This is a genomic window from Bifidobacterium catenulatum PV20-2 (assembly GCF_000800455.1).
Lineage (GTDB): Bacteria > Actinomycetota > Actinomycetes > Actinomycetales > Bifidobacteriaceae > Bifidobacterium > Bifidobacterium kashiwanohense_A.
In genome coordinates, this window is the sequence record NZ_CP007456.1 from 140280 (window position 1) to 164346 (window position 24067).

At 56.0% G+C, this 24067-nt stretch carries 19 protein-coding genes; 15 read left to right on the forward strand and 4 right to left on the reverse strand.

The genetic code is table 11. From position 1 onward, the window contains the following. The first annotated feature begins 30 nt into the window (after positions 1-30). The 3 genes from AH68_RS00515 (at position 31) to AH68_RS00525 (ending at position 4410) form a co-directional block, all read left to right on the forward strand. Positions 31-1590 carry an isopeptide-forming domain-containing fimbrial protein gene (locus AH68_RS00515; RefSeq protein ID WP_039196649.1) on the forward strand — a complete coding sequence of 520 codons (1560 nt, stop codon included), beginning with the start codon at positions 31-33 and terminating at the stop codon, positions 1588-1590. A gap of 307 nt (positions 1591-1897) precedes the next feature. Continuing rightward, positions 1898-2563: a hypothetical protein gene (locus tag AH68_RS00520; protein ID WP_039196650.1), complete on the forward strand. Its 666-nt coding sequence runs from the start codon at positions 1898-1900 to the stop codon at positions 2561-2563. Positions 2564-2871: 308 nt separating this feature from the next. Then, a complete protein-coding gene (locus tag AH68_RS00525) occupies positions 2872-4410 on the forward strand; it encodes an amino acid permease (RefSeq protein WP_039196652.1) in 1539 nt (512 codons plus the stop codon). A gap of 127 nt (positions 4411-4537) precedes the next feature. Here AH68_RS00525 and AH68_RS00530 read toward each other — a convergent pair whose 3' ends face one another. The 3 genes from AH68_RS00530 to thiS all read right to left on the reverse strand — a co-directional run bounded on the left by AH68_RS00530 (position 4538) and on the right by thiS (position 6571). Further along, positions 4538-5452 (reverse strand): thiazole synthase, encoded by a 915-nt coding sequence (locus AH68_RS00530; RefSeq protein ID WP_081995838.1) that lies wholly within the window; start codon positions 5450-5452, stop codon positions 4538-4540. A gap of 83 nt (positions 5453-5535) precedes the next feature. Then, the gene (gene thiF / locus AH68_RS00535; RefSeq protein WP_039196654.1) at positions 5536-6249 is read right to left on the reverse strand and encodes a sulfur carrier protein ThiS adenylyltransferase ThiF; all 714 of its coding nucleotides are present in this window, start codon (positions 6247-6249) and stop codon (positions 5536-5538) included. Positions 6250-6376: 127 nt separating this feature from the next. Next, a complete protein-coding gene (thiS, locus tag AH68_RS00540; RefSeq protein ID WP_039196655.1) occupies positions 6377-6571 on the reverse strand; it encodes a sulfur carrier protein ThiS in 195 nt (64 codons plus the stop codon). Between the two features lie 454 nt (positions 6572-7025). Here thiS and AH68_RS00545 point away from each other — a divergent pair, with 454 nt between their 5' ends. From AH68_RS00545 to AH68_RS00565, 5 genes are all read left to right on the forward strand, one after another. Next, positions 7026-7991, forward strand: coding sequence for an aldo/keto reductase (locus AH68_RS00545; protein WP_144245673.1), 966 nt, complete (start codon positions 7026-7028; stop codon positions 7989-7991). A gap of 118 nt (positions 7992-8109) precedes the next feature. Continuing rightward, positions 8110-8604, forward strand: a complete 495-nt coding sequence (locus tag AH68_RS00550) for a MarR family winged helix-turn-helix transcriptional regulator (protein ID WP_039196658.1) — start codon at positions 8110-8112, stop codon at positions 8602-8604. 305 nt (positions 8605-8909) lie between these two features. Further along, entirely contained in the window at positions 8910-10661 is a 1752-nt protein-coding gene (locus AH68_RS00555) for an ABC transporter ATP-binding protein (RefSeq protein WP_039196662.1), read from the forward strand. A gap of 14 nt (positions 10662-10675) precedes the next feature. Then, positions 10676-12520, forward strand: coding sequence for an ABC transporter ATP-binding protein (locus tag AH68_RS00560; RefSeq protein ID WP_039196663.1), 1845 nt, complete (start codon positions 10676-10678; stop codon positions 12518-12520). Between the two features lie 320 nt (positions 12521-12840). Then, on the forward strand, positions 12841-13980 hold the full coding sequence (locus AH68_RS00565) for an ATP-binding protein (RefSeq protein ID WP_039196665.1): 1140 nt from the start codon (positions 12841-12843) through the stop codon (positions 13978-13980). On the opposite strand, the gene AH68_RS00570 is transcribed toward AH68_RS00565, so the two are convergent. Further along, the gene (locus AH68_RS00570) at positions 13964-15145 is read right to left on the reverse strand and encodes an FAD:protein FMN transferase (RefSeq protein WP_052189114.1); all 1182 of its coding nucleotides are present in this window, start codon (positions 15143-15145) and stop codon (positions 13964-13966) included. The genes AH68_RS00565 and AH68_RS00570 overlap by 17 nt on opposite strands. A 644-nt stretch (positions 15146-15789) precedes the next feature. Here AH68_RS00570 and AH68_RS00575 point away from each other — a divergent pair. From AH68_RS00575 to AH68_RS00605, 7 genes are all read left to right on the forward strand, one after another. Beyond that, a complete protein-coding gene (locus AH68_RS00575) occupies positions 15790-17553 on the forward strand; it encodes an FTR1 family iron permease (RefSeq protein ID WP_039196666.1) in 1764 nt (587 codons plus the stop codon). Positions 17554-17642: 89 nt separating this feature from the next. Further along, on the forward strand, positions 17643-18299 hold the full coding sequence (locus tag AH68_RS00580; RefSeq protein WP_039196667.1) for an iron transporter: 657 nt from the start codon (positions 17643-17645) through the stop codon (positions 18297-18299). Between the two features lie 345 nt (positions 18300-18644). After that, on the forward strand, positions 18645-19916 hold the full coding sequence (locus AH68_RS00585; protein ID WP_039196671.1) for a DUF2318 domain-containing protein: 1272 nt from the start codon (positions 18645-18647) through the stop codon (positions 19914-19916). Positions 19917-19932: 16 nt separating this feature from the next. Further along, a complete protein-coding gene (locus AH68_RS00590) occupies positions 19933-21288 on the forward strand; it encodes an ABC transporter permease (protein ID WP_039196672.1) in 1356 nt (451 codons plus the stop codon). A gap of 28 nt (positions 21289-21316) precedes the next feature. Next, on the forward strand, positions 21317-22537 hold the full coding sequence (locus AH68_RS00595) for an ABC transporter permease (protein ID WP_039199623.1): 1221 nt from the start codon (positions 21317-21319) through the stop codon (positions 22535-22537). 2 nt (positions 22538-22539) lie between these two features. Then, positions 22540-23361, forward strand: a complete 822-nt coding sequence (locus AH68_RS00600; protein WP_039196673.1) for an ABC transporter ATP-binding protein — start codon at positions 22540-22542, stop codon at positions 23359-23361. Positions 23362-23417: 56 nt separating this feature from the next. After that, positions 23418-23975, forward strand: coding sequence for an FMN-binding protein (locus AH68_RS00605; protein ID WP_039196674.1), 558 nt, complete (start codon positions 23418-23420; stop codon positions 23973-23975). Positions 23976-24067 lie beyond the last annotated feature (92 nt).

Below are 24067 nucleotides of genomic sequence, written 5' to 3' on the forward strand. Positions count from 1 at the left end.
TAATCAAACAATAAGGAAGAGAGGATTCTCATGAAGATGAGGAAACTTTTCGCAGGCATCGCCGCAGCGGCGACGTTGCTGGGTGGCATGGCCCTGGGTGCAGCCAGCGCACAGGCCGATGACACTCCTACAACGGTGACGACGAACGCGACGTTCACGTTCACTGCTGAAACCGCTGAACAGTTGACCAACGCCAATCTGAAAGCATACAAGATTGGCGATTATGTCCAGTATGGTTCCGGTGCGGATGTTGCCTACGGTGTGGTGACGAATTCCGCCAATAAGAAGGCCGTTGACTCCGCGTTGACGGCAGCTGGCGTGCATGTTGCTGAGAATCAGGATAAGCTGGCTGCCGCTCTGAATACCGGTGCTCTGGATATTTCCGCAACGCGTCCGTGGAATTCTCCTGATAAAACCCGCAAGTTTGCCAATGCTTTGGAGAGCGAAAGCAAGTTGGTTGATGGCAAGTCGGTTACATTTGGTACTCCGACTGGCTCCGGTAAGAGCGGATACTCTGCTACCGTGAGCCTGCCGGCTGGCATCTATGTGTTCATTGACTCTGCGGTCGCTACTGGCTCCGTGACCAAGGCAATCCCGATGATTGTCGCTTCCGGTACCGTTGACACTGCGAAGAAGGTTCTAGCCGATCCGGCTGCCGGTGCCACCGTGAACATGAAGAACACTAAGAACCCCGGAAAGACCAAGGAGGTCGATAAGGCTTCCGTTGCCATCGGCGACACTCTGACCTACACGCTGACCGGCATCATCGCGAATCCGGCTCCGACTGAGTTCAAGTTCACCGATAAGCCGGGCAAGGGACTGACCATCAAGGCCGGCACCTTCAAGTTCTACGCTGATGATGTCGAGATTTCCGCTAATGAGGTCGCTACTGACTTCACTGTTCCAACCTTCGATGTGACCGGTAGCGAGAATGCGTCCTTCGATGTGACCGTGAATGATCCGTCCAAGTATGCGGGCAAGACCATCAAGGTCACCTTCAGCGCAATGATCAATGATGAGGCTTCCGTCACCGATGGTGTGGTCAACAAGCTTGACAATTACGGCACCGATGTTGAGGCCAAGACTGGGTTTGTCGGATTCGACTTCACCAAGGTCGATCCGGACGGCAAGGGCATCGAGAACGTCACCTTCCAAGTGAAGGATGGTGGCACCGTGCTGTATTTCGTGAAGCAGGAAGATGGTTCTTACAAGAAGGCTGCTTCCGCCACTACCTCGGGCGCAACGGCCGATGTTAAGACTAACGGCATGGGCAAACTGAGCTTCACCGGTCTTGATGCCGCCAAGACCTACACCGTTACGGAAACTAATCGTGCTAGCGACGTCTACCTTGACATCAAGCCGAGCTTTACCGTGTCCTTCAAAAATGGCACAGCTGTTCTGTCTAGGACCGCCACTTCCGATCCGTGGGGCTTGGTCAACACCACTGCCCGGACCGTGAAGAACGTGAAGTCCATCACCCAGCTGCCGCTTACCGGTGCTGCGGGCACGACCCTCTTCACCGTCGTGGCTCTGCTTGTGGCAGGCGTCGGTGTGACCGTTGCGGTTAAGAGCCGTCAGCGCATGCACTAAACCAGCAAGGCGGTAACGTCAAAAGCTATGCAGGGGCCAATCCAACCGGGTTGGCCCCTTTTGCGTGCGCCCGTGACCCGACTGTCCTACGGTCCGACCCGGCCCCGCGGGAACTTCTGTGGGGTGTCATCCGCATCGGATGAGGATGTTTTTCGAGGGGATAGTGCGGGTTGGTGCGACGTGTTGCAACAAGCTGAACCGTGGGCGCAAGGCGGCCGCAGACGGTCTCCGAAGAGAGGGGAAAAACGGGGGCGTCGTACGGCAGGCGGGCCATAGAATCACAAAGCATATCCATGAGAAGCGGGCAATGGAGACACAGGACGGGGGAGGTATTGCCGTGCGTGGCGGCGGAGTATTCAGCGACGAGGAGATTCAGTTGTTGCGGGGATTACCGGCGGTGGCGAATGTGACGCGTAATCGTATCACCTATTCCGACGCTTTCAAGCAGGTGTGCACCATCCGATATCTTGCGGGGGAATCTCCGACCAAAATCTTTCGTGAGGCGGGATTGCCGCCGGAACTGATTGGGTACAAGCGTATAGAACGAAGTGTGGCGCGTTGGAAAGCTGCCGTCCTCAAATCCGTGAATGGTAGCAGTAACATGAGTAACGGCGAAATCATTACGGAACTCGTCAACCTGTATGTTCATGCGGTGACGCGCAAGGAGAAACTCGACGACATCGCAGGAATCGTCAATCCCGATAAGGCAAATATTGGAAATGCTCCGCATCCGCTGGACGGGGCGAACGTGTCGGGTAGGGGATGTATACCCGCTGACGTGCCCGTCCCATCCGGTACGGCTGCCATCGCCGTGCCGCCTGCACCTCTCAGTGCGGACAACGGTCTTGACAGCGAGACGGCGCTTGTCATCATCAAGCAGCAGGCCCGCCGCATCGACGAGCTGGAACGTGCCAATGCTTCCTTGCTCGACAAGCTCAACAAGGCGATCCCATCCCCGACCGTTGACAACTAAAACCATTCGTCTGCTTGATTGACATGTGGAGTTTCGGGCAGGCTACCCCGCGATTTGCATAAGATGCCCCCCATCTGGCATGCGGCAAATATGGTTTGCGCTATATGTGGCAGAGTCCTGCGGAAAAAAGAGGTTAGAGGGTGTGATTCACCCCCTCTAACTACCTTGCATTCAAGATGATCTGCCACATATAGTGAAAATTAGTTTTGGAAAAGATGCGAATCTGCCACATATAAGGCATATGGGTGTGTTTCGCGGTGCGAACAATGGCGGAGATTGTGCGGCTCCCGCGGTAGGGTGTGAACATTATGACTTTTGGGAATACGAAAACCGAAAAAACCGGTACAAGCACGTCCGACGCGACGGAAACCGCGCACATCAAATCCGTCGAAAGCCTCGACCAAAGCAATGAAATGGAGCGAGGCCTGAAAAACCGCCACGTCCAGTTCATCGCCATCGGTGGCACCATCGGCACCGGCCTGTTCCTAGGCTCCGGCAAGTCGATTGCACTGACCGGCCCGAGCATCATTTTCGTGTACATCGGCGTCGGCCTGATCATGTTCCTGCTGATGCGTGCCATCGGCGAAATGATGTACAGCGACCCCAGCCAGCACACGTTCATCAACTTCATCACGCGCTATCTCGGCCGCGGGTGGGGCAAGTTCGCCGGCTGGACGTATTGGATCGTGCTCATTCTGACCGGTATGACCGAAATCACCGCCGTAAGCACATATTTCGTAACGTTCTTCGGCACGTTCGGCATAGATCTGAACTCGTGGAAGTGGCTGATCGAACTGTGCTTCCTCGTAGCGCTCACTGGTATCAATCTGATTGCGGTGAAAGTGTTCGGCGAGGCGGAATTCTGGTTCTCCATGATCAAGATCACGCTGATCGTCGGCCTGATCGTCACCGCCATCGTGATGCTAGTCATCGGCTTCAGCTACCCCGCCACGCACATCGAAGGCGTGGACGGCACGGTGTCGGGCGCCACGGTGAGCCTCACGAACATCACCGACGGCTTTCAGCTCGCGCCGAACGGTTGGATGAACTTCTTCATGAGCTTCCAAATGGTGTTCTTCGCCTACCAGCTCATTGAATTCGTGGGTGTCACGGTGTCGGAAACGCAGAATCCGCGCGAGGTGCTGCCGAAGGCCGTGAACGAGCTGATCATGCGTATTCTGATCTTCTACGTGGGCGCACTGATCGCGATCATGGCTATTGTGCCCTGGCGCAATTTCCACGAGAATTCCGACGGCTCGTTCGGTTCGCCGTTCATCATGGTGTTCAAATATGCGGGTCTTGATTGGGCCGCCGCACTGGTGTTCTTCGTGGTGATTACGGCTGCTGCGTCGGCGTTGAATTCGCTGATTTATTCGGCCGGACGCCACTTGTATCAGCTCGCTTCGGATTCCGAGTCGCCTGCGATGGCTCGTTTGGCTGAAGTTTCCGACCACAAGGTGCCTGCGAAGGCGATTGTCGCTTCGGGTTGCATGATTCTGTTCTCCCCGATCATCAACGCGATTCCGGGTATTTCCGGCGCGTTCGTGCTGTTCGCTTCGGCCGCCAGCGCCGTGGTGATTTTCATTTACGTGCTGACGATGCTCGCCCACCACAGGTATCGTCAGAGCAGCGATTTTCTGCCGGACGGTTTCGTCATGCCCGCTTGGCAGGTGCTTGATTGGATTGCGATCGCGTTCTTTGTGCTCGTGTATGTTACGTTGTTCCTGTCGACGGACACGATTGGTTCTGCGATCGCCGGTCTGATTTGGCTGGTTGCGTTCGGCGGATATTGCCTGCTGCACGAACGATTCCAGAATCGCGATCTTAAGGAAGCCTTGCAGCGGTAGCGTTTGCGGGTAACGCAGGATACAAGTAAGGGGCGTTTGTCGAACGTGAGTGCATCACGTACGTTCGGCAAACGCCCCTTTTCAGTATGGTCTTTGCGCGAATCCCCATTATGGGATTCAGTGCAAATCAGCCTATGTAGTCGGCCTCATTCGTCGGACTGGACGGCACGGCATGATCTTCCGTAACTTTGCCCAAGCCAGACAAATACGCTTCACGACCCGCTTCGATCGCCTTCTTGAAAGCGCGTGCCATCAGCGGAATATTGCCGGCGGAAGCAATGGCCGTGTATGCCATCACCGCGTCCGCGCCCATTTCCATGGCTTCCGCAGCCTGGCTCGGACGGCCAATACCAGCGTCGATAATCACCGGAACATTGGAGTTCTTGATAGTCACTTCAATGAAATCGCGTGCACGCAGGCCCTTATTCGAGCCGATCATCGCGCCCAGCGGCATTACGCAAGCCGCACCCGCGTCTTCAAGACGCTTCGCCGCAATCGGATCGGGGAACATGTACGGCATGACCACGAAGCCTTCTTTTGCCAGCTGTTTCGTGGCTTTGATGGTTTCCTCATTGTCGGGCAGCAGATACTTCGCCTCATGTTCGATTTCCACCTTCACGAAATCCGTCTGGCACACTTCGCGGGCGAGACGTGCAATACGCACCGCTTCCTCGGCATTGCGTGCGCCGGATGTGTTCGGCAGCATGGTGATGCCCTTCGGAATGTAATCGAGCAGATTGTTTTCGGTGGTACGGCAGCGACGCAACGCCATGGTGACGATCTGCGTGCCCGCGTTCTCAATGGTCGCCTTGATGAGGTTCAAATCGTAGCGGCCAGAACCGAGGATGAAGCGGCTCGTGAACTTATGTCCGCCGAGGATCAACGGATCGGCGTCACCGGTGGCGATTTCGTCATACGCGTGCGCATCCGGTTCCGGCAGCAGTGCGGTGTTCGTGGTGGTGCCGACCAGCTCGTCGAGCGTGGCGTTCGGTGCCGCCGCGAAGTCTTTTTCCGCGGTGGTGATCGTGTTTTCGGTGCTCATGGTTAATCCTTACTATGCGATCAGTATCGTGTCATTCGTTGTGATTTGCGATTGTGATTTGCGTTTGTGGTTGCGTTTCGCTGTCAGGCGTCTTCTTCGCCGAGAATCAAGCGAGTGATCATATTGGCTTCATGGCAGGCGACCACACCCACGCGCGGTGCCATCAGACCAGCGCCCGGCACCGGAGCGGTTTCGCCGTCGCCGCAGAAGTAGAAATTCTTCGAAACGCGACGAGTATTCACCAAATTGGAACTGCGGAATCCCGCCATTCCAGAAGCGCTCACCAGCTTCTTATTCGGCAGATTCTCAAGCACGGCATTCACCAGCATCGTCTTGTTTTCCGGCACGTCGAACGCTTCGCAAATAATATCCTCATTGTCGAATAGCGCCGGCACGTTCTCGTCGGTCACTTTCACGGTATCAATGGTGATATCGATAAAAGGATTGATCTGACGCAAGTTACTGCGTAATGCTTCCGTCTTGTACTGCCCAAGATCCTTCAAAAAATACTGCTGACGATTCAGATTCGTCATATCCACGCGATCAAAATCAATCAAATGCAGGTGACCGACGCCAATGCGGGTCAACGCCACTGCAATCGTCGATCCGAGGCCGCCGCAGCCGCAAATGGCCACGTGCGCCGCGTCGAGCTTGTCTTGCGTGGCTGCGGTATGGCGGTCGAGTAGGGCCGCACGGATTTCTTCGCGGCTGACGAGCGTGGTCGGGTCGGGCTGGTTGTCGAAAGCGTGCTGGCGGGCGTCGATCTGTGCCTGCGATGCGGATGGTTCAAAAGTCATGGTTGTTCTCGTATTCTCGTTTTCCGTTCGTGCGTTGTTTTTGCCGGGTTGGTTGTGTTTTGTATGTTCTTGCGATTGTTACGCGTGTATTGTGCCGGTCGTAATCGCAAGAAACTTTGAAAGTGGTTCAGCCGCCCTGCACGAACGTGACGATTTCCAGCGTATCGGTGCCCTTGAGCTGCGTCTGCGCGCGCTGGGTGCGAGGCACGATCTCACCGTTGAGCTCCACAGCCACACGGTCGGTGCGCAGGCCCTTGCTTTCGATGAGTTCGGCCACGGTGACCGGCGTGGCGATGTTCTCTTCCTTACCGTTGATGATCATTGCGGTTCCCTTCTGTGTCTGTCGTGACACATGCTTTCCTGCACTCCAAATGTCCGTTTCTGGTGAATCGGATATCCGGAGGTTCATTTTTGGTCTCTAAATGTCCGTTTCTGCAGAGTCGGACACTCAGTGCTGGTACGAAAAAAGGGTCGCCGAAGGAACCGTACCCTATGAGGTGGTGCGCCCCTCCGTGACCCTAATCACGCGATATTCGGTTATCGCGAACGGAAGATGAGATACGCTTTGCGGCGTGAACAACCCGTCTCCTTACGGCGGCATTACCCGCATCAAGTCCTCGGTCGAAGCTCTATGAGCTCCCTCTCAGCCTTTCGGCTCCCGTTCGGTTGTGTTTTTATCTTCGCGCACGCGCCCGACAAGCTTGCGCCGGTTCACGTTGGGTTAGTCTTGATGTGAACATGTGTGAATTGACAGCGTGCTTGCAAGGAAGGGGAAGATGATGATGAACAGCGAATTGGCAGGATTTACGATTCCTCGGCTTGGCATGGGAACAATGGCTTTGGCGATTGAGGGGCGCCCGGATCGTGATACTGCGATTCGTACGATTCATGCCGGTTTGGACGCGGGTGTTCGCTATTTGGACACGGCTTGGTCATATTATCTGCCGAGCGAGCCTGGCACCGGCACTGCGGAAGATTTGGGGTACGGCGAAAAGTTGGTGCGTGATGCGCTCGCTTCGTGGAATGGCTCCAGAGATGAAGTGCTCGTCGCCACCAAAACCGGCTATCGCCGTACTTGCGAGGCCATCGCGGCCACTGATGGCACGCATGCGGTGGGTGCTGATGAGAGTCGCCCGCAAAGTCAGCGTTTGCAGGCCGAAGGCAGCCGTTACGGTTGGATTGCCGACTCCCGCCCCGAAACCATGATTCGTGACGCCAAGGAATCCGCACTGCACTTGGGCGTCGATACGCTCGACCTGTTGTATTCGCATGGCCCCGACCCCGCGGTGCCTTACGAAGACCAATGCGGCGCGTTGAAACAGCTGCTCGACGAAGGCGTGATCAAATATGCGGGCATTTCCCGTGTGAATAACGAGCAGATCGACCTTGCGCGCAGCATTATCGGCAGCGGATTGGTCGCCGTGCAAAACCAGTTCTCGCCGTCGCATCCCGATCCGGAACATACGATGGAGCATTGCGCCGAATTGGGACTCGCGTTCGTCTGCTGGTCGCCGCTCGGTGGATTTCTCGATACGTTCGATCAGAGCGCGTACGATCCGTTCCGCACGGTTGCCGCGCAACGTGGTTGCTCCTACCAGCGTGTGGTGCTGGCGTGGGAATTGACCCGTTACGAACGTCTGTTCACCATTCCCAGCGCTCGCAATCCGCAGGAAATCAACGATTCCTTCGCTGCGACGCAACTTCAGCTCACTCAAGAAGAACTCGCGATTCTTCCTTGCTGATTCTCGTTTCCTTTTTGCGCGTTTTCCTGTACTTGCATGTTGCGATCGAAAAAAATGTTTACAGTAAAAGATATTATCGAGATATCACTGATGGGCATCGAATAAGGCGAGGTGAAGCGTGGGCTTCGAGCAGGAGTCGTTTGACAAGCTGATGAAGGCGGTCCGGGGCAAGAAGTCTCAGATGCGGCAGGCGATATCGCGTGATTCCAAGGGCGAGCCATTCATTATTCGTGAGCTTGAGTTTAAAGGCGCGCAAACGCCGTCGCAATTGGCATCTGCGTTGAAGGTCACGTCGGGCAGGATCTCCACACTATTGTCTGCGTTGGAAAAGAAGGGCTTGGTGGAGCGAGAGGTCGATCCCAACGACCGCCGAATCGTGCATGTGAATCTCACCGAGCAGGGGCGGGCGAAGGCCAAGCAGCAGCGCGAGGATATGCGCGACGCCGTCTGCTGGGTCTTTTCGCAGATGGGGGAGCGTCGCACGCGCGAATTCGTGGATCTTACCGAGGAATTTGCCACATACGTGACCATCTGCATCCCCGGACAGCCTCGCCCCACCGCCGAAGAAGTAAAGCAAGCCTTCGCAAAAGCCGAATCTGAAGATCCTGCGTAGGGACTGCCCACCTCGTAAGCGTGCGCCTGACATGTGCCGTTCGCGACTGTAAGCTTGGCCAAACGGCCTTGAGTGTGTCGCGAACGGCACATGTCAGGCGCATACGACCGAACCAAGAATCGCTCTCAGGTAACACACAGGAATATGAGATTGTCTTACACTATAAGTAATTAAATACTGTAAGACAATTCAATAGGACCATATGTAAGTCATCAATCGCAAGTAACCCAACCAATCCACCAATTCAATCATCTTCATCAATCAAGCAAACTTCAAACAGCGCAACACAAGAGAAGGAACCAAGCATGCTTCGCATTGTGCGATACCTCTCCAAAGCGGAGATAGTCCAGATGCTCATTGCACTGGTCAGCATCGTCGGTCAGATCTGGTTCGATCTGACGCTACCGGATTACATGGCCGACATCACGCAGCTCGTGGAAACGCCGGGCAGTGAAATGAGTGATATCTGGATAGCGGGCGGCAAAATGCTGCTCGTCTCGCTCGGATCGGTGGCGTGCGCGGTCGTCACCGGCTTCATCGCCGCGCGCGTCGGCGCGTCATTCAGCCAACGTCTGCGCTCGCTCGAATTCAAGAAGGTGGAAAGCTTCGGACCGGCGGAAATGAACCGTTTCTCCACCGCATCGCTCATCACCCGCTCCACGAACGACATCACGCAGATCCAGATGTTCGTGACCATGGGGCTGATGATGCTGATCAAAGCGCCGATCATGGCCGTGTGGGCCGTGTGCAAAATCGCGAACAAAGGCCTTGAATGGACGTTCGCCACTGGCATCGCAGTAGCCGTGCTGCTGGCGGTGATCAGCGTGATCATGAGCTTTGTCATGCCGAAGTTCAAGGCCATGCAGCGCCTGACCGACAATATCAACCTCGTGGCGCGCGAGAACCTCACTGGCCTGCGCGTGGTGCGCGCATACAACGCCGAGGAGTACCAGGAAGACAAGTTCACCGAGGCCAACAAGGAACTTACCGAGACCCAGCTGTTCGCCAACCGCTCCATGGCCATCATGATGCCGTTGATGAACACCGTCATGAACGGTCTGATGCTGGCCGTCTACTGGATCGGCGCCTACCTCATCGACGCCGCCGAAGCGCTCGACAAGCTCACCACCTTCTCCAACATGGTGGTGTTCTCCAGCTACTCCATCCAGGTGATCATGAGCTTCCTGCTGCTGAGCATGGTGTTCGTGCTCTGGCCGCGCGCCGACGTGTCCGCGCAGCGCGTGCTCGAAGTCATCGACACCGATCCGATGGTCGCCGACGGTGTGAAGACCGCCGGCAAGCCTGGCGTGGAAGGCGAAATCGAATTCCGCAACGTGAGCTTCGCCTACCCCGATTCTCGTCAAGCAATGTTGGAAGGCGTCAATTTCACAGCCAAGAAGGGCGAAACGGTCGCGTTCATCGGCTCCACAGGCTCCGGAAAATCATCTCTCATCAACCTCGTGCCGCGCTTCTACGATGCCACGCAAGGCGAGGTTCTCGTCGACGGCGTTAACGTGCGCGACTACACGCTCAAGGCGTTGCGTGACAAGATCGGCTATGTGCCGCAGCAGTCGTTCCTGTTCAAGGGCACGATTGCCAGCAATGTCGCGTACGGAGATACGGAACGCAACGATGCCGACGTGAAGACGGCATGTGAAGTCGCACAGGCCACGGAATTCATCGACAAGAAAGACAAGAAATACGATTCCGGCATTGCGCAAGGTGGCTCCAACGTGTCGGGCGGGCAGAAACAGCGCCTGTCGATCGCACGTGCCGTTTACCGTCATCCGGAAATCCTGATTTTCGACGACTCCTTCTCCGCGCTTGATTTCAAGACCGATCGCGCCGTACGCGACGCGCTCGAACGGGAAGCGAAGGATTCCACGAAACTCATCGTCGCGCAGCGCATCGGCACCATTATGAACGCCGACCGCATCATCGTGCTCGACGACGGCAAAGTCGTTGGCCAAGGTACGCACCACGAACTGCTCGACAACTGCGAAGTGTACCGGCAGATCGCCGAGTCGCAGTTGAGCGAAGACGAGTTGAATCGCTGAAGGGGAGGACCAACATGGCAAGAGGACCAATGGGACGCTCTCGCGGACCCGTGGAAAAACCGAAGGATTTCGGCGGTGTGATGAGCAAACTGGCGAAATTCTGCCGTCACTACATTCCTGTGATGATTTTCGCCCTGATTCTGGGTGCGGCCGGCACGATCTGCCAGATTGTCGGACCGGACAAGCTCAAAGACATGACCAACGAGATCACGAAGGGGCTGCCTGCCATGGTGCATGGCAGGCCGGTCATGCACTCGATCGATATGGATGCCGTCTCGCACATCGCATGGCTGCTTGTCGCGCTGTATGTTGGGTACGCGCTGCTGAGCTACCTGCAGAGCTGGCTGATGGCCAACGTTACGCAGCGCACCGCGCAGGAGCTGCGTGAGGCGATCAGCAAGAAGATTAATCGCCTGCCGCTCAAATATTTCGACAAGGTCAGCTACGGCGATGTGCTCAGCCGCATCACCAACGATGTGGACGCGATCGGCCAGACGCTCGGCCAGTCGGTCGGATCGCTGATCACTTCGATCACGCTGTTCGTCGGCGCGCTCATCATGATGTTCTACAACAACGTGATCATGACGCTGTGCGCCATCGGTTCCGCGTTGCTTGGCCTGGTGGTCATGGGCGTGATCATGGTCGCCTCGCAGAAGTACTTCACCCGACAGCAGATCGCGTTGGGAGATGTGAACGGGCACGTTGAGGAAATGTACACCGGCCACACCGTGGTCAAGGCGTACTGCGGCGAAGAGGACTCCATCGAACAGTTCGAGAAATACAACGATGATCTGTACGTCTCCGGCTGGAAGAGCCAGTTCCTCTCCGGCCTGATGATGCCGCTCATGAACTTCATCGGCAACTTTGGTTACGTGGTCGTGTGCGTGGTCGGCGCGGTGTTGGCCATGGACGGCAAAATCGAATTTGGCGTGATCGTGGCGTTCATGATGTACATTCGCCTGTTCACGCAACCGCTTTCCCAGTTCGCACAGGCGTTCCAGAACCTGCAGCGCTGCGCTGCCGCTTCCGAACGCGTCTTCGGTTTCCTGGAAGAGCCGGAACTGGCCGACGAATCCGGCAAGAAAGCACTGCTGGGTGTCGGTGTGGACGGCAAACCGCAACCGGTGCGTGGCGATGTGGAATTCAGCCACGTGCAGTTCGGCTACGACCCGGACAAGACGATCATCCACGACTTCTCTGCGTCGGTGAAGGCCGGCCAGAAGGTGGCCATCGTCGGTCCGACCGGTGCCGGCAAGACCACGATGGTCAACCTGCTGATGCGGTTCTACGAGATTTCCGGCGGCACGATTTCGATCGACGGCGTCGACACCAAGTCGGTTCCGCGTTGGAATGTGCACGACCAGTTCTCGATGGTATTGCAGGACACGTGGGTGTTCTGTGGAACGGTGCGTGAAAACATCGCATACTCGAAGCCGGGCGTTACCGACGAGCAGATTGTGGCCGCCTGCAAAGCCGTCGGTCTGCACCGCTACATCATGTCTCTGCCGAACGGCTACGACACCGTGCTCGACGACAAGGCTTCGCTTTCGCAAGGTCAGAAGCAGCTGCTGACAATCGCTCGCGCCATGGTTGAGGACGCGCCGATTCTGATTCTCGACGAGGCCACGTCCTCCGTGGATACCCGTACCGAGGAGCTGATTCAGAAGGCGATGGACGCGCTGACGGTGGGTCGCACGAGCTTTGTGATCGCGCACCGGCTGTCCACCATCCGCGACGCCGACATGATTTTGGTGATGAACGGTGGCGACATTGTGGAGCGCGGCACCCACGAAGAACTGCTCGCCAAGAACGGCTTCTACGCCGACATCTATAACAGCCAGTTCACGTTGATCGACTGATCTTCTAAGTCGACCGACCTGCTGGGCCGACTGGTAAGGAAAGTCGGTTGATTCGCCGTGTCGGCCACTGTGCTGGCTAGCGGTAGACCGATTGTACTGGCCAGTGCCGGTCGGACTGATTCGCAGGCGCCGCACGTTTCCCAAAGATGTGCGGCTCCTGTCATTTGTGCCGTTTACGCTGCTCTGCCTACGCTGCCAGTTCGTCCTCCCCATGCACATCCATACACTTTCGTGCACATTCGTATACATCGGTACACTTTCGTGTACATTGGTACACAGTCGTGCGTAGTATTCATGCGAAAGTCGAGGTAAGACAGCTCATGGCAATGAATCCATTCAAGCCGACCGCAGGCAAGATGCCTCCGGTGCTGGTCGGTCGTGAATCTGCCATCGAACAATTCGCGGAAGCGCTTGACAACGGTGCCGGCGCTCCCGGTCGAATCATGCTGGTCACTGGCCAACGAGGTTTTGGCAAAACAGTACTGCTCACGGAATTCCGGCGTATTGCGGCCGATCGCAAGTGGGAAACCATCTCCGAAACCGCATCTCCCGGTGTGGCGCAACGTCTTATCGAGGCGCTTGATTCGCATAATTTGCGCATTAATCAGGCAAGTCTGAATCCTTCCGTGAATATCGCAGGAGTTGCGGGAGCAAGCCTGGGATCAATCGCCATTTCGCCACCTGCGTCGCCGTTGAACCTGCGTAACGCGATAGCCAAGCGACTGGAAAGCAGCAAAATAGGCAAAGGCAAAGGCATTCTTATCACCATTGATGAAACGCAAGCGGCCTCGCTTGACGATCTTGTCACCATCGCCACCGCCGTGCAGCACGTCACTACTTCTATCGATGAAACCAACGTACCGGATAGCGAGAAAAAGGGTATCGCCATCGTGTTTGCAGGGCTTCCGTCGATCGTCAACGATCTCATCAATGATGATGTCGTCACATTTCTTCGCAGAGCTGTGCAATGCAAGCTTGACAATGTTCCGCTATTGGACGTCAAGAACGCTTTTCTTGAGTCCGTTGTCGATTCCGGCAAAACGATTAGCGATGACGATGCGTGGAAGGCCGCCCAAGCGAGTGACGGATACCCGTACATGGTGCAGCTCGTCGGGTACTACATGTGGCAGTCGGCGCAACGGCGGCATTCGTCGAAAATCACGTCGGGTGATGTTGATGCGGGCATTGCGGATGCGCAGGTGGCTTTTGACGATGCCGTTTGTGCTCCGGCTTTGGATGGCTTGAAATCGCCGGAATTGAAGTTTTTGCAGGCAATGGCGGTTGATGTTCCCGATGCTACTGCAGTTAGCGACATTGAACTTCGGACGGGCCGTAGTCGAAGCTGGGTGAATAAATACCGCGCCGCACTGATCAAAGATCAGGTTGTTCGTACTGCAGGGCATGGCAAACTGGCGATTGCGGTGCCGCACTTGGGTGAATATCTCAAAAAGCGGCTTTAGATTTGAGATTTGGGCTGGTGTGCGGCCGTGATGCGGATTGCAGGAAAAGCTCGGCGGGAAAGTCATTGCTGGCTGAGATTTGGCGAGATTCGTTCAATGTTGCGCATGTGAAATTGAACGTGCTCTGCAGTTGCGCCGCATCGGAAACGAATAGGGCCGTAGCCAGACCGTCCGCAACAGCGGTGGGATAGTTTTGTGCGAGGCTGAGCGTCGCGTTTGCTGGCTCTGCTGCATTGGCGGTATCATGCGAATTATTAAGATATTGCGAACTGCTGGGAACGTACGTCCAACTGGCTTCGGTTTGTTGCGCGGGTAGTCCGTCGATGGCATTGAGCAGATGATGAATGGCGATTTGGGTGTATTCGTTGATGGCTATATTCCAATGGCGTCGGCTGGGTGCGCTCGCACACAACGCACCGTTCGCAATATGTGCGACGCCGATCGCGCGGGATTGATCTTCCGGATCCTCAAGCGCAACGGAAATAGTCTGTTCGGCATGAACCAACAAATCACCCCCCGCATCAATAACAAATTGTGGCGGCTGTGAGGAGAAGTGATTCTGGTTGGGATAGCTGACCTGATTAGGGTGCTGGGTTGAGGAGCTCGCGGGGCCTGAGAAATCGTCCCAATCTGCTGATTTCTCTTGAATCAGCATGTGTCCGAGCAAATCAACGAGATAGCCTTTGCCGCATGCGCCGAAGTCCAACTGCACTGGATCGTGTGTAACCAGCGTGGTTCCATGACGTTCCACATCGTGCCCCCAAACGGAACGTCCGCGTAATGCACCCAAATGTTTGGGTGCATCCTGCGTAACCGTGAAATTCATCGACGCATCGTACCCAAGTCGAATCAAATCCTCGCCGACGCACGGATCGATTGCACCGTGTGTGACGTCGTGTAGTGCGTCGTACAAATCAAACAGTGGGCCGGTCCAATTGGGAAAATCGAAATGTCCGCCATGCTCCGCGTTCCCGATGCGCGTAACCAGCGAATCGGCGCGGAATCGCGAAAGCACATGCTCGTATCCGTCGATGAGTCGTTCCATGTTGGCACGCAGGCCCGTGGAAACCGGGCGGGCGGTCGAAATCAGCAAGCCGGTGCCGAACGCCTTGGGAAAAGCGGTGGTGTAGGGCATGCGCTGCGCGAGCGAAACGGAAGCATCCATACTCCTGATGCTAGCGCGTTCGTTCGTTGAGAGTGAGGCCTGATGTGCCCGTTTCGTCAATACGGGCGCCTGACTGCGGAACGTCTGACGCGTGTATCTCGCTTATGGGTGGCGGCCCCTTGTAGAGGGGATGCCTGTTGACCTGTTTGATTTGCGCTATATGTGGCAGTTTTTCCGGTCTTGGAAAAGTGATCTGCGCTATATGTGGCAGATTTCATTGGGCAACCGGTTTTGGAGGGTGTCATTTGCACCCCCTTAGGTATGGTTGGATGAGGGTAAGTGCCACATATAGCGCATATTGTTTTTCGTGAGGCCAGGAATCTGCCACATATAGCGCATCTCGCTTATCGTATGACGCTCCGTTTCGACTGGTCCCATACAGATGGCGGCGGATTCCGGCGCGTCGAATTCAACAAGCATGCTGCGAGTGTGCCACTATGTGAGATGACACGCGCGGATTACAGAAAATAAGAATGGCGGAATTCCATCGTTTTGTGGGTGTTTACAACAAAACTGCCAAAAAATCAAGACTGTTATTTCGATTTTTTTCGTTCTATCTTGTGAAGTCGGTGCGCACTGTGCGTATGGCAAAGGTGGCGCACTCGTGAATCGGATTATGAACGGCTGAGAGAGGAAGCGGTCTTATGTCATCCTGCGATACGCAGCGGGCTACAAGTGTGTTCGGTCGCCTTGTCGCGTTCATTGCGGCCTTGATGATCGCGTTGGCCACGCTTTTCGCGACTACCGTAGTCCCGCAGTCGGCGTCCGCCGCCGATGACGGTCAAACGAATTTTGATTCCTGGACTGCCGCTGCGAAGAACATCGAAGACCAGCTTGCGACTGCCGAAAAAGACTACAATGACGGCAATTACGGTCAGGCTGGCACCGATTTCCAGACCGCGCATTGGATCGGTTACGACGCATCCAACTTCTCGAAAGTCGTCAACGACACCATCAGCGCCGACAAGCAGAAGGAACTGCTACAGCAATTCACCGATCTTGAAGGTCTTGCCTACCAGCGGGACCAAGGCGACGCCATCGCAGCCAAAATCGGCGCGCTGACCGCCGAAATCAACGCAACCGCGCAAACGCTCGACGCGAACGCAGACCTCGCCAATCCTAAGGAATACGCGAAGCAGCGTGCCGCGCAAACCGCGGAAGAGCGCAAGAAGCTCGACGCGGCCAAGAAGAATTCATCCAAAGGCAAAGGCGACCGCACGTGGAGTGAGGTTGCCAGCGAAATGACCGCCATTCTCGACAAGGCATACAAGGCGGCCACTTCTGGCAATGGCGATGAAGGCTCCGCTTTGGTCAACAACGCGTACTACCAGTATTACGAGAAGCTCGGCTTCGAAAAGAACGTGATGAATGCGATTGCCGGCGATCGTGTTTCGCAGGTCGAATACCAGTTCAAGATGACTCGCAAGACCATGCGCGACGGCGGTTCCGACAAGGAAATCAAGCAGCTCGTCGACGATTTGAAAAGCTGGCTTGTGAAAGACGCGGCCATCCTCGACGGTGGTGCGTCCGGCAATGTCAACGGCTTCACCAAACTCGTCACCAGCTCCGCCGGGCAGGCGTTCCTCATTCTGATCCGTGAGGGCCTCGAAGCGCTGCTGGTGGTGGCCGCAGTGATCGCCTACCTGGTGAAGTCCGGCAACAAGCGTTTCGTCAAGTGGATCTACCTTGGTGTGGTCGCAGGTCTGGCCGGCTCCGGTCTGGTCGCCGTGCTCTTCACGTTCCTGTTCGGCGGTTCCGGCCCGATTCAGGAGATTTCCGAAGGCGTGTGTGCGCTTATCGCCACCCTCATGCTGCTGTGGACCAGCAACTGGATGCTCAACAAGAGCTCTGTGGAAGCGTGGAACAACTACATCAGGAACAAGACCGAAGCGGCTGTGGCCGGCGCGCAAAGCAAGGTCGAATCCGGTCAGGGCTTGGGCTTGGGCATGATCGCCTCGCTTGCCATGTTGAGCTTCCTCGCCGTGTTCCGTGAGGGTGCCGAAACGGTGATCTTCTACGAGTCCATCTACTCCATGAGCCAGGATGCGCACGGCATGTGGGTTGGCGGTCTGGCCGCCGCCGCGGTGCTGATCGTCATCTTCCTGATTCTGCGATTCACTTCGGTGAAGATTCCGATCGGCCCGTTCTTCCTCGTAACTTCGATTTTGATGGCCGTATTGGTTGTCATTTTCGCGGGTGGCGGCATCCATGCGCTCATCGAGGGTGATCTTATTGAAGGCACCTACTTGAGCACTGTGCCAACTAACGATTGGATCGGCTTGTATCCGTACATCGAAACGATTACGGCGCAGGTGATTGCCGCGATCGCGGTGGTTGTGCTGTTCGTGGTCGGTTTCATCAAGAAACACAGGATGAAGTTGGCCGCGCAGGTGGAACAGGCTAAGTAAGCGCCAATCAATAATCACAAGTAAAGATTTAGAGATTTCCATAAGTTTCCAACGTTCCTCAAGGAACCAAAGAAAAGGAAGAGAACACAATGAAGAATAAGAAGATCGCCGCCCTGCTCGGCATCCTGTTGGCAGGCTCCATGGCCTTCTCCCTGTCCGCATGCGGCAATTCCGACAATGCCGCATCCAGCGGCAAGTCCAGCACCTCCACGTCGGAGACCAAGGGCGCCGACGACTCCAGCTCCAGCGATTCCGGCGCGGGCTTCGAGGAGATCCAGGTCGATGAGAACCATTCCGACCAGGAAGTCGGCCCGCTGACCGTCAACGCCGTGTACTTCCAGCCGATCGACATGGAACCGTCCGGCATGGGCCTGAAGGCCGCCGACGCGAGCTTCCATCTCGAAGCCGACATCCACGCCAACAAGAAGGGCACTGAGCTCGGCTACGGCAAGGGCGATTTCGTGCCGGACCTCACCGTGAACTACGACATCATCGACAAGACGTCCAACGAGTCCGTAGGCTCCGGCACCTTCATGCAGATGAACGCCTCTGATGGCCCGCATTACGGCGCCAACGTCAAGCTCGACAAGGCCGGCTCTTACAAGCTCGTGCTGAAGATCGAATCTCCGGAGAAGAAGGGTTGGATGCTGCACGTTGATCCGGAGACCGGTGTCAAGGGCCGCTTCTGGACCGAGCCGATCGAGGTCACCTTCCCGGATTGGAACTACACCCCGCAGGAGTGGTGATCTGAAACTCGAGTTCCGGCATATGCCAAGCGAAACGGTTTGGATGTAAGCCTGAATTCATGTTGAGATTCAACTCGTGGTTAACGCCGTTCACGTATCGCGAAACGTATGTAAGTAGCGCGAATATGGGTACGGCGTTCGCGGTTGCTTGGATAGTCGTTCGACGCACTCAAGGCCATTCGGCCGAGCCTACGGTCGAACAACCATCCAAGCAACCGCTCTCTTGCGTTTTAGGGGATACGCTTTTGGGAGATAACGCGCTTTTTTGGGAATCTTGGTAAGGGGGTTCCTTTTGCGTGCCGAATTCACTAGGCTTTGACAGGGATATACAACGAAAGGTGTGAGATGCTGACGCAGTACGTCACGGTGTTGCAGGGAACGCTGGCACCGGCTTTGCTGATTATGGCGCTGAACGTGATGCTCACGGTCGGTGAGGGGCGTGACAAGCCGTTGAGTGCGTACTGGCGTCTTGCGGGCTTCATTATTGGATTCGCGGGTGCCATTGTGTTCGCCGCGTTGCGTGCGTCCGCGGTGATCAATCAGCGTACGTTCGTCAATTACCCCACGTTGTGGTGTTGTGTGATTTTCGATATCGCAGTGTTCGTTATTGTGCTGTTCGCGCGTCGCATCACTACGAATTGGCATGATCATCGCGCGTTGCTCGATATTGCGAATGCGATTGGCGCTCTTGCGATTGCCGCCACCACCTTCCGTGCGTTGCCTGATGTGATTTTGCGTTTGACGATTTTCGTGGAGCCGGGAGATCCGATTTTCACTTCGGATATGCTGCTTCGTGCGCTTGGTTTCGCATTGGGTGCGGCCACTGCGATTGTTGCGGCGTTGATTTTCCGTACGATGCGTTCCACTGCGATTCGTTGGTCGTTCACTACGGCTGTGCTGCTGCTGATTGCGCTGCTGTTTGTCTCGCATTTCACTGATCTTGCGCAGATTCTGCAGTCCAAGCGCATCGTTCATTTCCCTACGGAAGCGTTCCTGGCGTTGGTGTGGTGCATTAATCATCAGCGCCATATGGTCATTGCTATGGTGTTGGTGTTCATCATTCCGGTGGTCGCCAGCATTGTGATGGGCTTCAAAATCAAACCGGAAGGCGCAAACGAGGCCATTGCGCGATCTCATATCGCGTTCCGTCGCCGTGCGAAGGCGGCCGGCGCATGGAGCCTTGTTGCGATGATTGGCATCACGTTCGCGCTCACGTATGGTGTGGCACAAACGAAGAAGGTTATTACGCTGTCTCCGCCTGAGGATTATTCGCTGAGCGACGGTGTGGCCACCATCAAATTCAGCCAAATCAACGACGGTCATCTGCATCGCTTCCAATACAAGGCGAAAGACGGCACGGTGATGCGTTTCATTATCATCAAGAAGAATGGTGGAGCGTACGGTGTCGGTCTTGATGCTTGTGATAACTGCGGTGACGCGGGCTATTACGAGAAGGATGGCAAGATCATCTGCAAGAAGTGCGATGTCGCCATCAACCTCGCCACTATCGGATTCAAGGGCGGCTGCAATCCTGTGCCGTTTGATTATCAGGTTGAATCCGGCAAAATCGTAATCCAAACTTCGACGCTCGACGCATTGTCGACGCATTTCCAGTGAGCGGAAAGAGGTAGTCATGTTCTTTTTTCGAATGATTTTCCGCTCGTTCAGCAGACAGTTCAAACGTAGACTGCTGATCGCGGTCACCGTGTGCCTGTCGGCTACGGTCAGCGTGGCCATGCTGGGCGTGGTGTTCGACGTTGGAGACAAGCTGAACGCCGAACTGTCGACGTACGGTTCCAACATCACCGTGCAGCCCAAGGCTGATGCCGTGGTCAACGACCTGTACAACACGGGTGGTGACGCGGATAGCAGCGCTTCCGGCACTTCCGAATCCGATCCGACCACATTTTTGAAGGAATCGGACGCACCGAAGATCAAAACCATCTTCTGGGCGTTCAACATCACGAATTTCGCCCCCGAACTTAATATCCATGCTGACGTGAACTGCGCGTCCGAATCAGTGGATTCCAGCTCCTGCAAGGCTTCCAGCGTGCCGATCGTGGGCACATGGTTCGCCAAGACCCTGCATATGGATTCCGGCGAATCTACGGTGGCGGGCATGAACGGCATGCGTTCGTGGTGGAAGCTTGACGGCTCCTGGCCGAAAGACGATAGCGCGCAAGGCCTGATCGGCACTACGCTCGCATCCAAACTCGGCGTAACCAAGGGAGATGCCGTAACCCTCTACAAAACCACCGCCGACGGCAGCCGCAACAAGCAGCGGATCACCATCACCGGCATTTACGATTCCGGCGATAGCGACAACAATGCGATGTACATTCCGTCATCCACCGCGCAGGTGCTTGCGAATCTGCCTGATTCCATCGACAAGATCGAAGTCAAGGCTCTGACCACGCCAGACAATGATTTGGCGCGTAAGGCGTCGAAGAATCCGAATGCGCTTACACAAGACGAGTGGGAAACATGGTATTGCACCGCGTACCCTTCGTCCATCGCCTACCAGATCGAAGAGGTTATTCCCGGTTCCGTAGCCAAGCAGGTGCGTCAGGTGGCCGCATTGCAGGGCGATGTGCTGCAGAAAACGCAGGCGGTGATGGTGCTGATGACCGTGCTTTCGTTGGTTGCGGCCGCTATTGCAGTGGCGAACCTGATGGCCGCCTCGATTGGTGAGCGCGGTTCCGAATTGGCGTTGCTGAAGGCGATTGGTGCCACCGATGGTGCGGTTTCTCGCCTGATGCTCGCTGAGACGGCTGTGATTTCGTTGATTGGTGCGATTGTCGGTGCGCTGTTGGGTTCCGGTGTTGCGCAGATTGTGGGACACGTGGTATTCGGTTCCGGCATTACGATGCGTCCGATGGTGTTTGTGCTGGTGTTTGTGTTGCTGACGCTTACCGTGCTGATCGCCTCGTTCTCGTCGATCCGTTCGATTCTGGGACTCAAACCTGCGGAGGTCTTGCATGGCCGCTGAGTTCAAGACAGTCCGTAAGGGGCATGAGATGACTAATCGCAAGATGTTCTTCACCATGCTGTGGGGCGCGGTGTTCCGCCGCCGTTCACGAGCCGTTATGGCCGTGATCGCATCCATGGTGGGCGCTGCCACGCTATTCTGCCTTGCGGCGACATGTATTGCGGTACCGCAGCAGATGAACGAGGAAATGCGTGCGTACGGCGCAAACCTGATCGTCACGCCGTCCGAATCGAGTGAAAAGTCCAGCGGAATCGACACCGATACCGCCAAAGCGTTGAACCAGATGGTGAAAGGCTCATACAGCGCCCGTTCCGCAGCCTACCGGTATGAAAGCGTGCGCATCAACTCGGCGCCATACACGATGGCCGGCATCACAACCAAAGACGTGAAGGCGCTTAACCATCACTGGAACGTAACCGGCGACTGGCCTAGCGAAGGCAATGTGATGCTCGGCCGTGATGTGGCCGACGCGCTCGGTGTCTCCATCGGTTCGACCGTAACCATCGGCTACCGCGCATCCGACGATGCGCAGGATTCCGGCGCTCTCGGCCAAACCGAAGCGCAAGCCACGGAAAATGGCCGTGTTTCGTCCGACATTATGGAGAACACCGGCACTGAATTCCGTGTCGGAGGCATCGTCGATACGGGCGGCAGCGAAGACGAAATCGTCTACGCGGTCAACGCTGACGTGGCCAAACTGGCCGGTTCCAAACGCGGTGCGGACGTGATCGAATATTCCGTCAATGCGGTAGGTAGCGAACTCAACGACGTCGTCAAATCGATTAATGCGAATCCGTCAACCGGTGTGAAAGCGCAGACCGTCACCAAAATCACCTCCTCCGACACTCGTATCATCGCCATGCTGCAAACCCTGTTCTGGATCGTGTCGCTGGTCGTGCTCGTGCTGACGTTTGTGGGCGTGGGCACCACCATCAGTTCCATCGTGTCTCAGCGACGCAACGAAATCGGCTTGCGCAAGGCGTTGGGCGCATCGTCGCAGGCCATCGGCACTGAATTCTATGTGGAATCCGCCATCTACGGACTGATTGGCGGCCTGATCGGCACTGCTATCGGCTACCTGCTGGCCCGCGTGCTGTGCGTGTCCGTATTCGAGCGTGCCATCGGCTTCAACTGGCTGTTGGGCGTCGCTTCGCTGCTGTTGAGCGTGCTCATCGCCGTCATCGCATCCATTCCGCCGGTTCGCCGCGCAACCCGTATCGACCCCGCCATCGTTTTGAGGGAGGAATAATCATGAGTTCCGAGAATACGTTGAATACGTTGCTTGAATTGGATCATATTTCCAAGATTTACGGCGATTTGCGTGCCGTCGACGATTTGACTTTGACCGTTCCGCAAGGTGAATGGCTTGCGATTGTCGGTTCGTCGGGTTCCGGCAAAACCACGCTGATGAACATGATTGGCTGCATGGACACGCCTTCAAAGGGTTCCGTCATGCTGGAAGGCCGCAAGTTGGAGGATTTGAACGCCAAGCAGCTTGCCGACGTGCGTAAGAACATGATCGGATTGGTGTTCCAGAAGTTCTATCTGGTACCGCATCTGACGGCTGTGGAAAACGTGATGGTGGCACAGTACTACCATTCCGTAGTCAACGAGCAGCAGGCGTTGGAAGCGTTGGAGCGCGTCGGTTTGAAGGAGCGTGCCCACCATCTGCCCGGCCAGCTTTCCGGCGGCGAACAGCAGCGCGTGTGCATCGCACGTGCGCTCATCAATTGCCCGAAACTGATTCTTGCGGACGAACCGACCGGCAATTTGGATGAGAAGAACGAGAAAATCGTGCTTGACCTGTTCCGTCAGCTGCACGAGCAGGGCACTACCATCATCGTCGTGACCCATGATGCGCTCGTCGCATCTTGTGCCCAGCGTGAGATTATGCTCAACCATGGCGTGCTCGTCGGCGAGAAGTGGAATGATGAGGCCGCACGGAAGACCTATGAGCAGTCGGGCGGCAAGCCGGCATACACCGGTTCCACTGCGGAAGGCGCACAGAATGGCGAGACGGCCATCAGCTTCGCCGACCCGACCAAAGCCGCGAAAACCGGCGGTGAGGAATAAGCTGAAATCAGCCGAATAATCCAAGCCATAGCACTGACGAATCGTACGGAGCGAACATGAGCAACGAATCATCGAATGCGATCAAAGTAATCGCGCTGTCTGCGGCAAGCCTTGCATTACTGTCGGCATGCGGCGAACCCACGGCGACGCCGATGGACGATGAATATGCCGGAAATTCCGGCGAAAGCGTGCAATCGCAGGAAGAAAATTCAAAGAACAGCGGTAGCGCCACCGACTCCGGCGATTCTGCGGATACGGACGACAAAAACCATGCCGACGATCCGAACAGCACTACATCCGACAAGCAAGACACCGGCAACTACGCCGACGGTACCTACTCGATCAACGGCCAGTACGGGCCGGTGGGCGAAGACACCATCGACGTGCATGTGACGGTCAAAGACCAGACTGTCACCAATGTGGAGGTTATCGGGCATCCGTTCACGTCCATCTCCAAAAAGCACCAGAATGCGTTCGCCGAAGCCATCAACGGCGTGGTGGACGGCAGGCCTCTCAAAGACCTCAAGGTAGACAAGGTGGCCGGTGCCAGCTGGACGTCGGAAGCGTTCAACAAGGCGTTGGACGTGGCCCGTCAGGAAGCGTCAATCCAATAGGGCCAGTAGCGGCGAAAAGTCTGCAAACGTACAATGAGCGCCTCAGCTACAGCCTCACTCAAAGAGTGATTAAAGGCCGTAGCGGGGGCGCT

Coding starts and splice junctions, on each gene's coding strand:
- AH68_RS00530 (WP_081995838.1), bottom strand. CDS start 5,452: ATGAGCACCGAAAACACGATCACCACCGCGGAAAAAGACTTCGCGGCG.
- AH68_RS00595 (WP_039199623.1), top strand. CDS start 21,317: ATGACTAATCGCAAGATGTTCTTCACCATGCTGTGGGGCGCGGTGTTC.
- AH68_RS00570 (WP_052189114.1), bottom strand. CDS start 15,145: ATGGATGCTTCCGTTTCGCTCGCGCAGCGCATGCCCTACACCACCGCT.
- AH68_RS00575 (WP_039196666.1), top strand. CDS start 15,790: ATGTCATCCTGCGATACGCAGCGGGCTACAAGTGTGTTCGGTCGCCTT.
- AH68_RS00515 (WP_039196649.1), top strand. CDS start 31: ATGAAGATGAGGAAACTTTTCGCAGGCATCGCCGCAGCGGCGACGTTG.
- AH68_RS00555 (WP_039196662.1), top strand. CDS start 8,910: ATGCTTCGCATTGTGCGATACCTCTCCAAAGCGGAGATAGTCCAGATG.
- AH68_RS00585 (WP_039196671.1), top strand. CDS start 18,645: ATGCTGACGCAGTACGTCACGGTGTTGCAGGGAACGCTGGCACCGGCT.
- thiS (WP_039196655.1), bottom strand. CDS start 6,571: ATGATCATCAACGGTAAGGAAGAGAACATCGCCACGCCGGTCACCGTG.
- AH68_RS00525 (WP_039196652.1), top strand. CDS start 2,872: ATGACTTTTGGGAATACGAAAACCGAAAAAACCGGTACAAGCACGTCC.
- AH68_RS00590 (WP_039196672.1), top strand. CDS start 19,933: ATGTTCTTTTTTCGAATGATTTTCCGCTCGTTCAGCAGACAGTTCAAA.
- AH68_RS00565 (WP_039196665.1), top strand. CDS start 12,841: ATGGCAATGAATCCATTCAAGCCGACCGCAGGCAAGATGCCTCCGGTG.
- AH68_RS00605 (WP_039196674.1), top strand. CDS start 23,418: ATGAGCAACGAATCATCGAATGCGATCAAAGTAATCGCGCTGTCTGCG.
- AH68_RS00545 (WP_144245673.1), top strand. CDS start 7,026: ATGATGATGAACAGCGAATTGGCAGGATTTACGATTCCTCGGCTTGGC.
- thiF (WP_039196654.1), bottom strand. CDS start 6,249: ATGACTTTTGAACCATCCGCATCGCAGGCACAGATCGACGCCCGCCAG.
- AH68_RS00560 (WP_039196663.1), top strand. CDS start 10,676: ATGGCAAGAGGACCAATGGGACGCTCTCGCGGACCCGTGGAAAAACCG.
- AH68_RS00600 (WP_039196673.1), top strand. CDS start 22,540: ATGAGTTCCGAGAATACGTTGAATACGTTGCTTGAATTGGATCATATT.
- AH68_RS00580 (WP_039196667.1), top strand. CDS start 17,643: ATGAAGAATAAGAAGATCGCCGCCCTGCTCGGCATCCTGTTGGCAGGC.
- AH68_RS00520 (WP_039196650.1), top strand. CDS start 1,898: ATGGAGACACAGGACGGGGGAGGTATTGCCGTGCGTGGCGGCGGAGTA.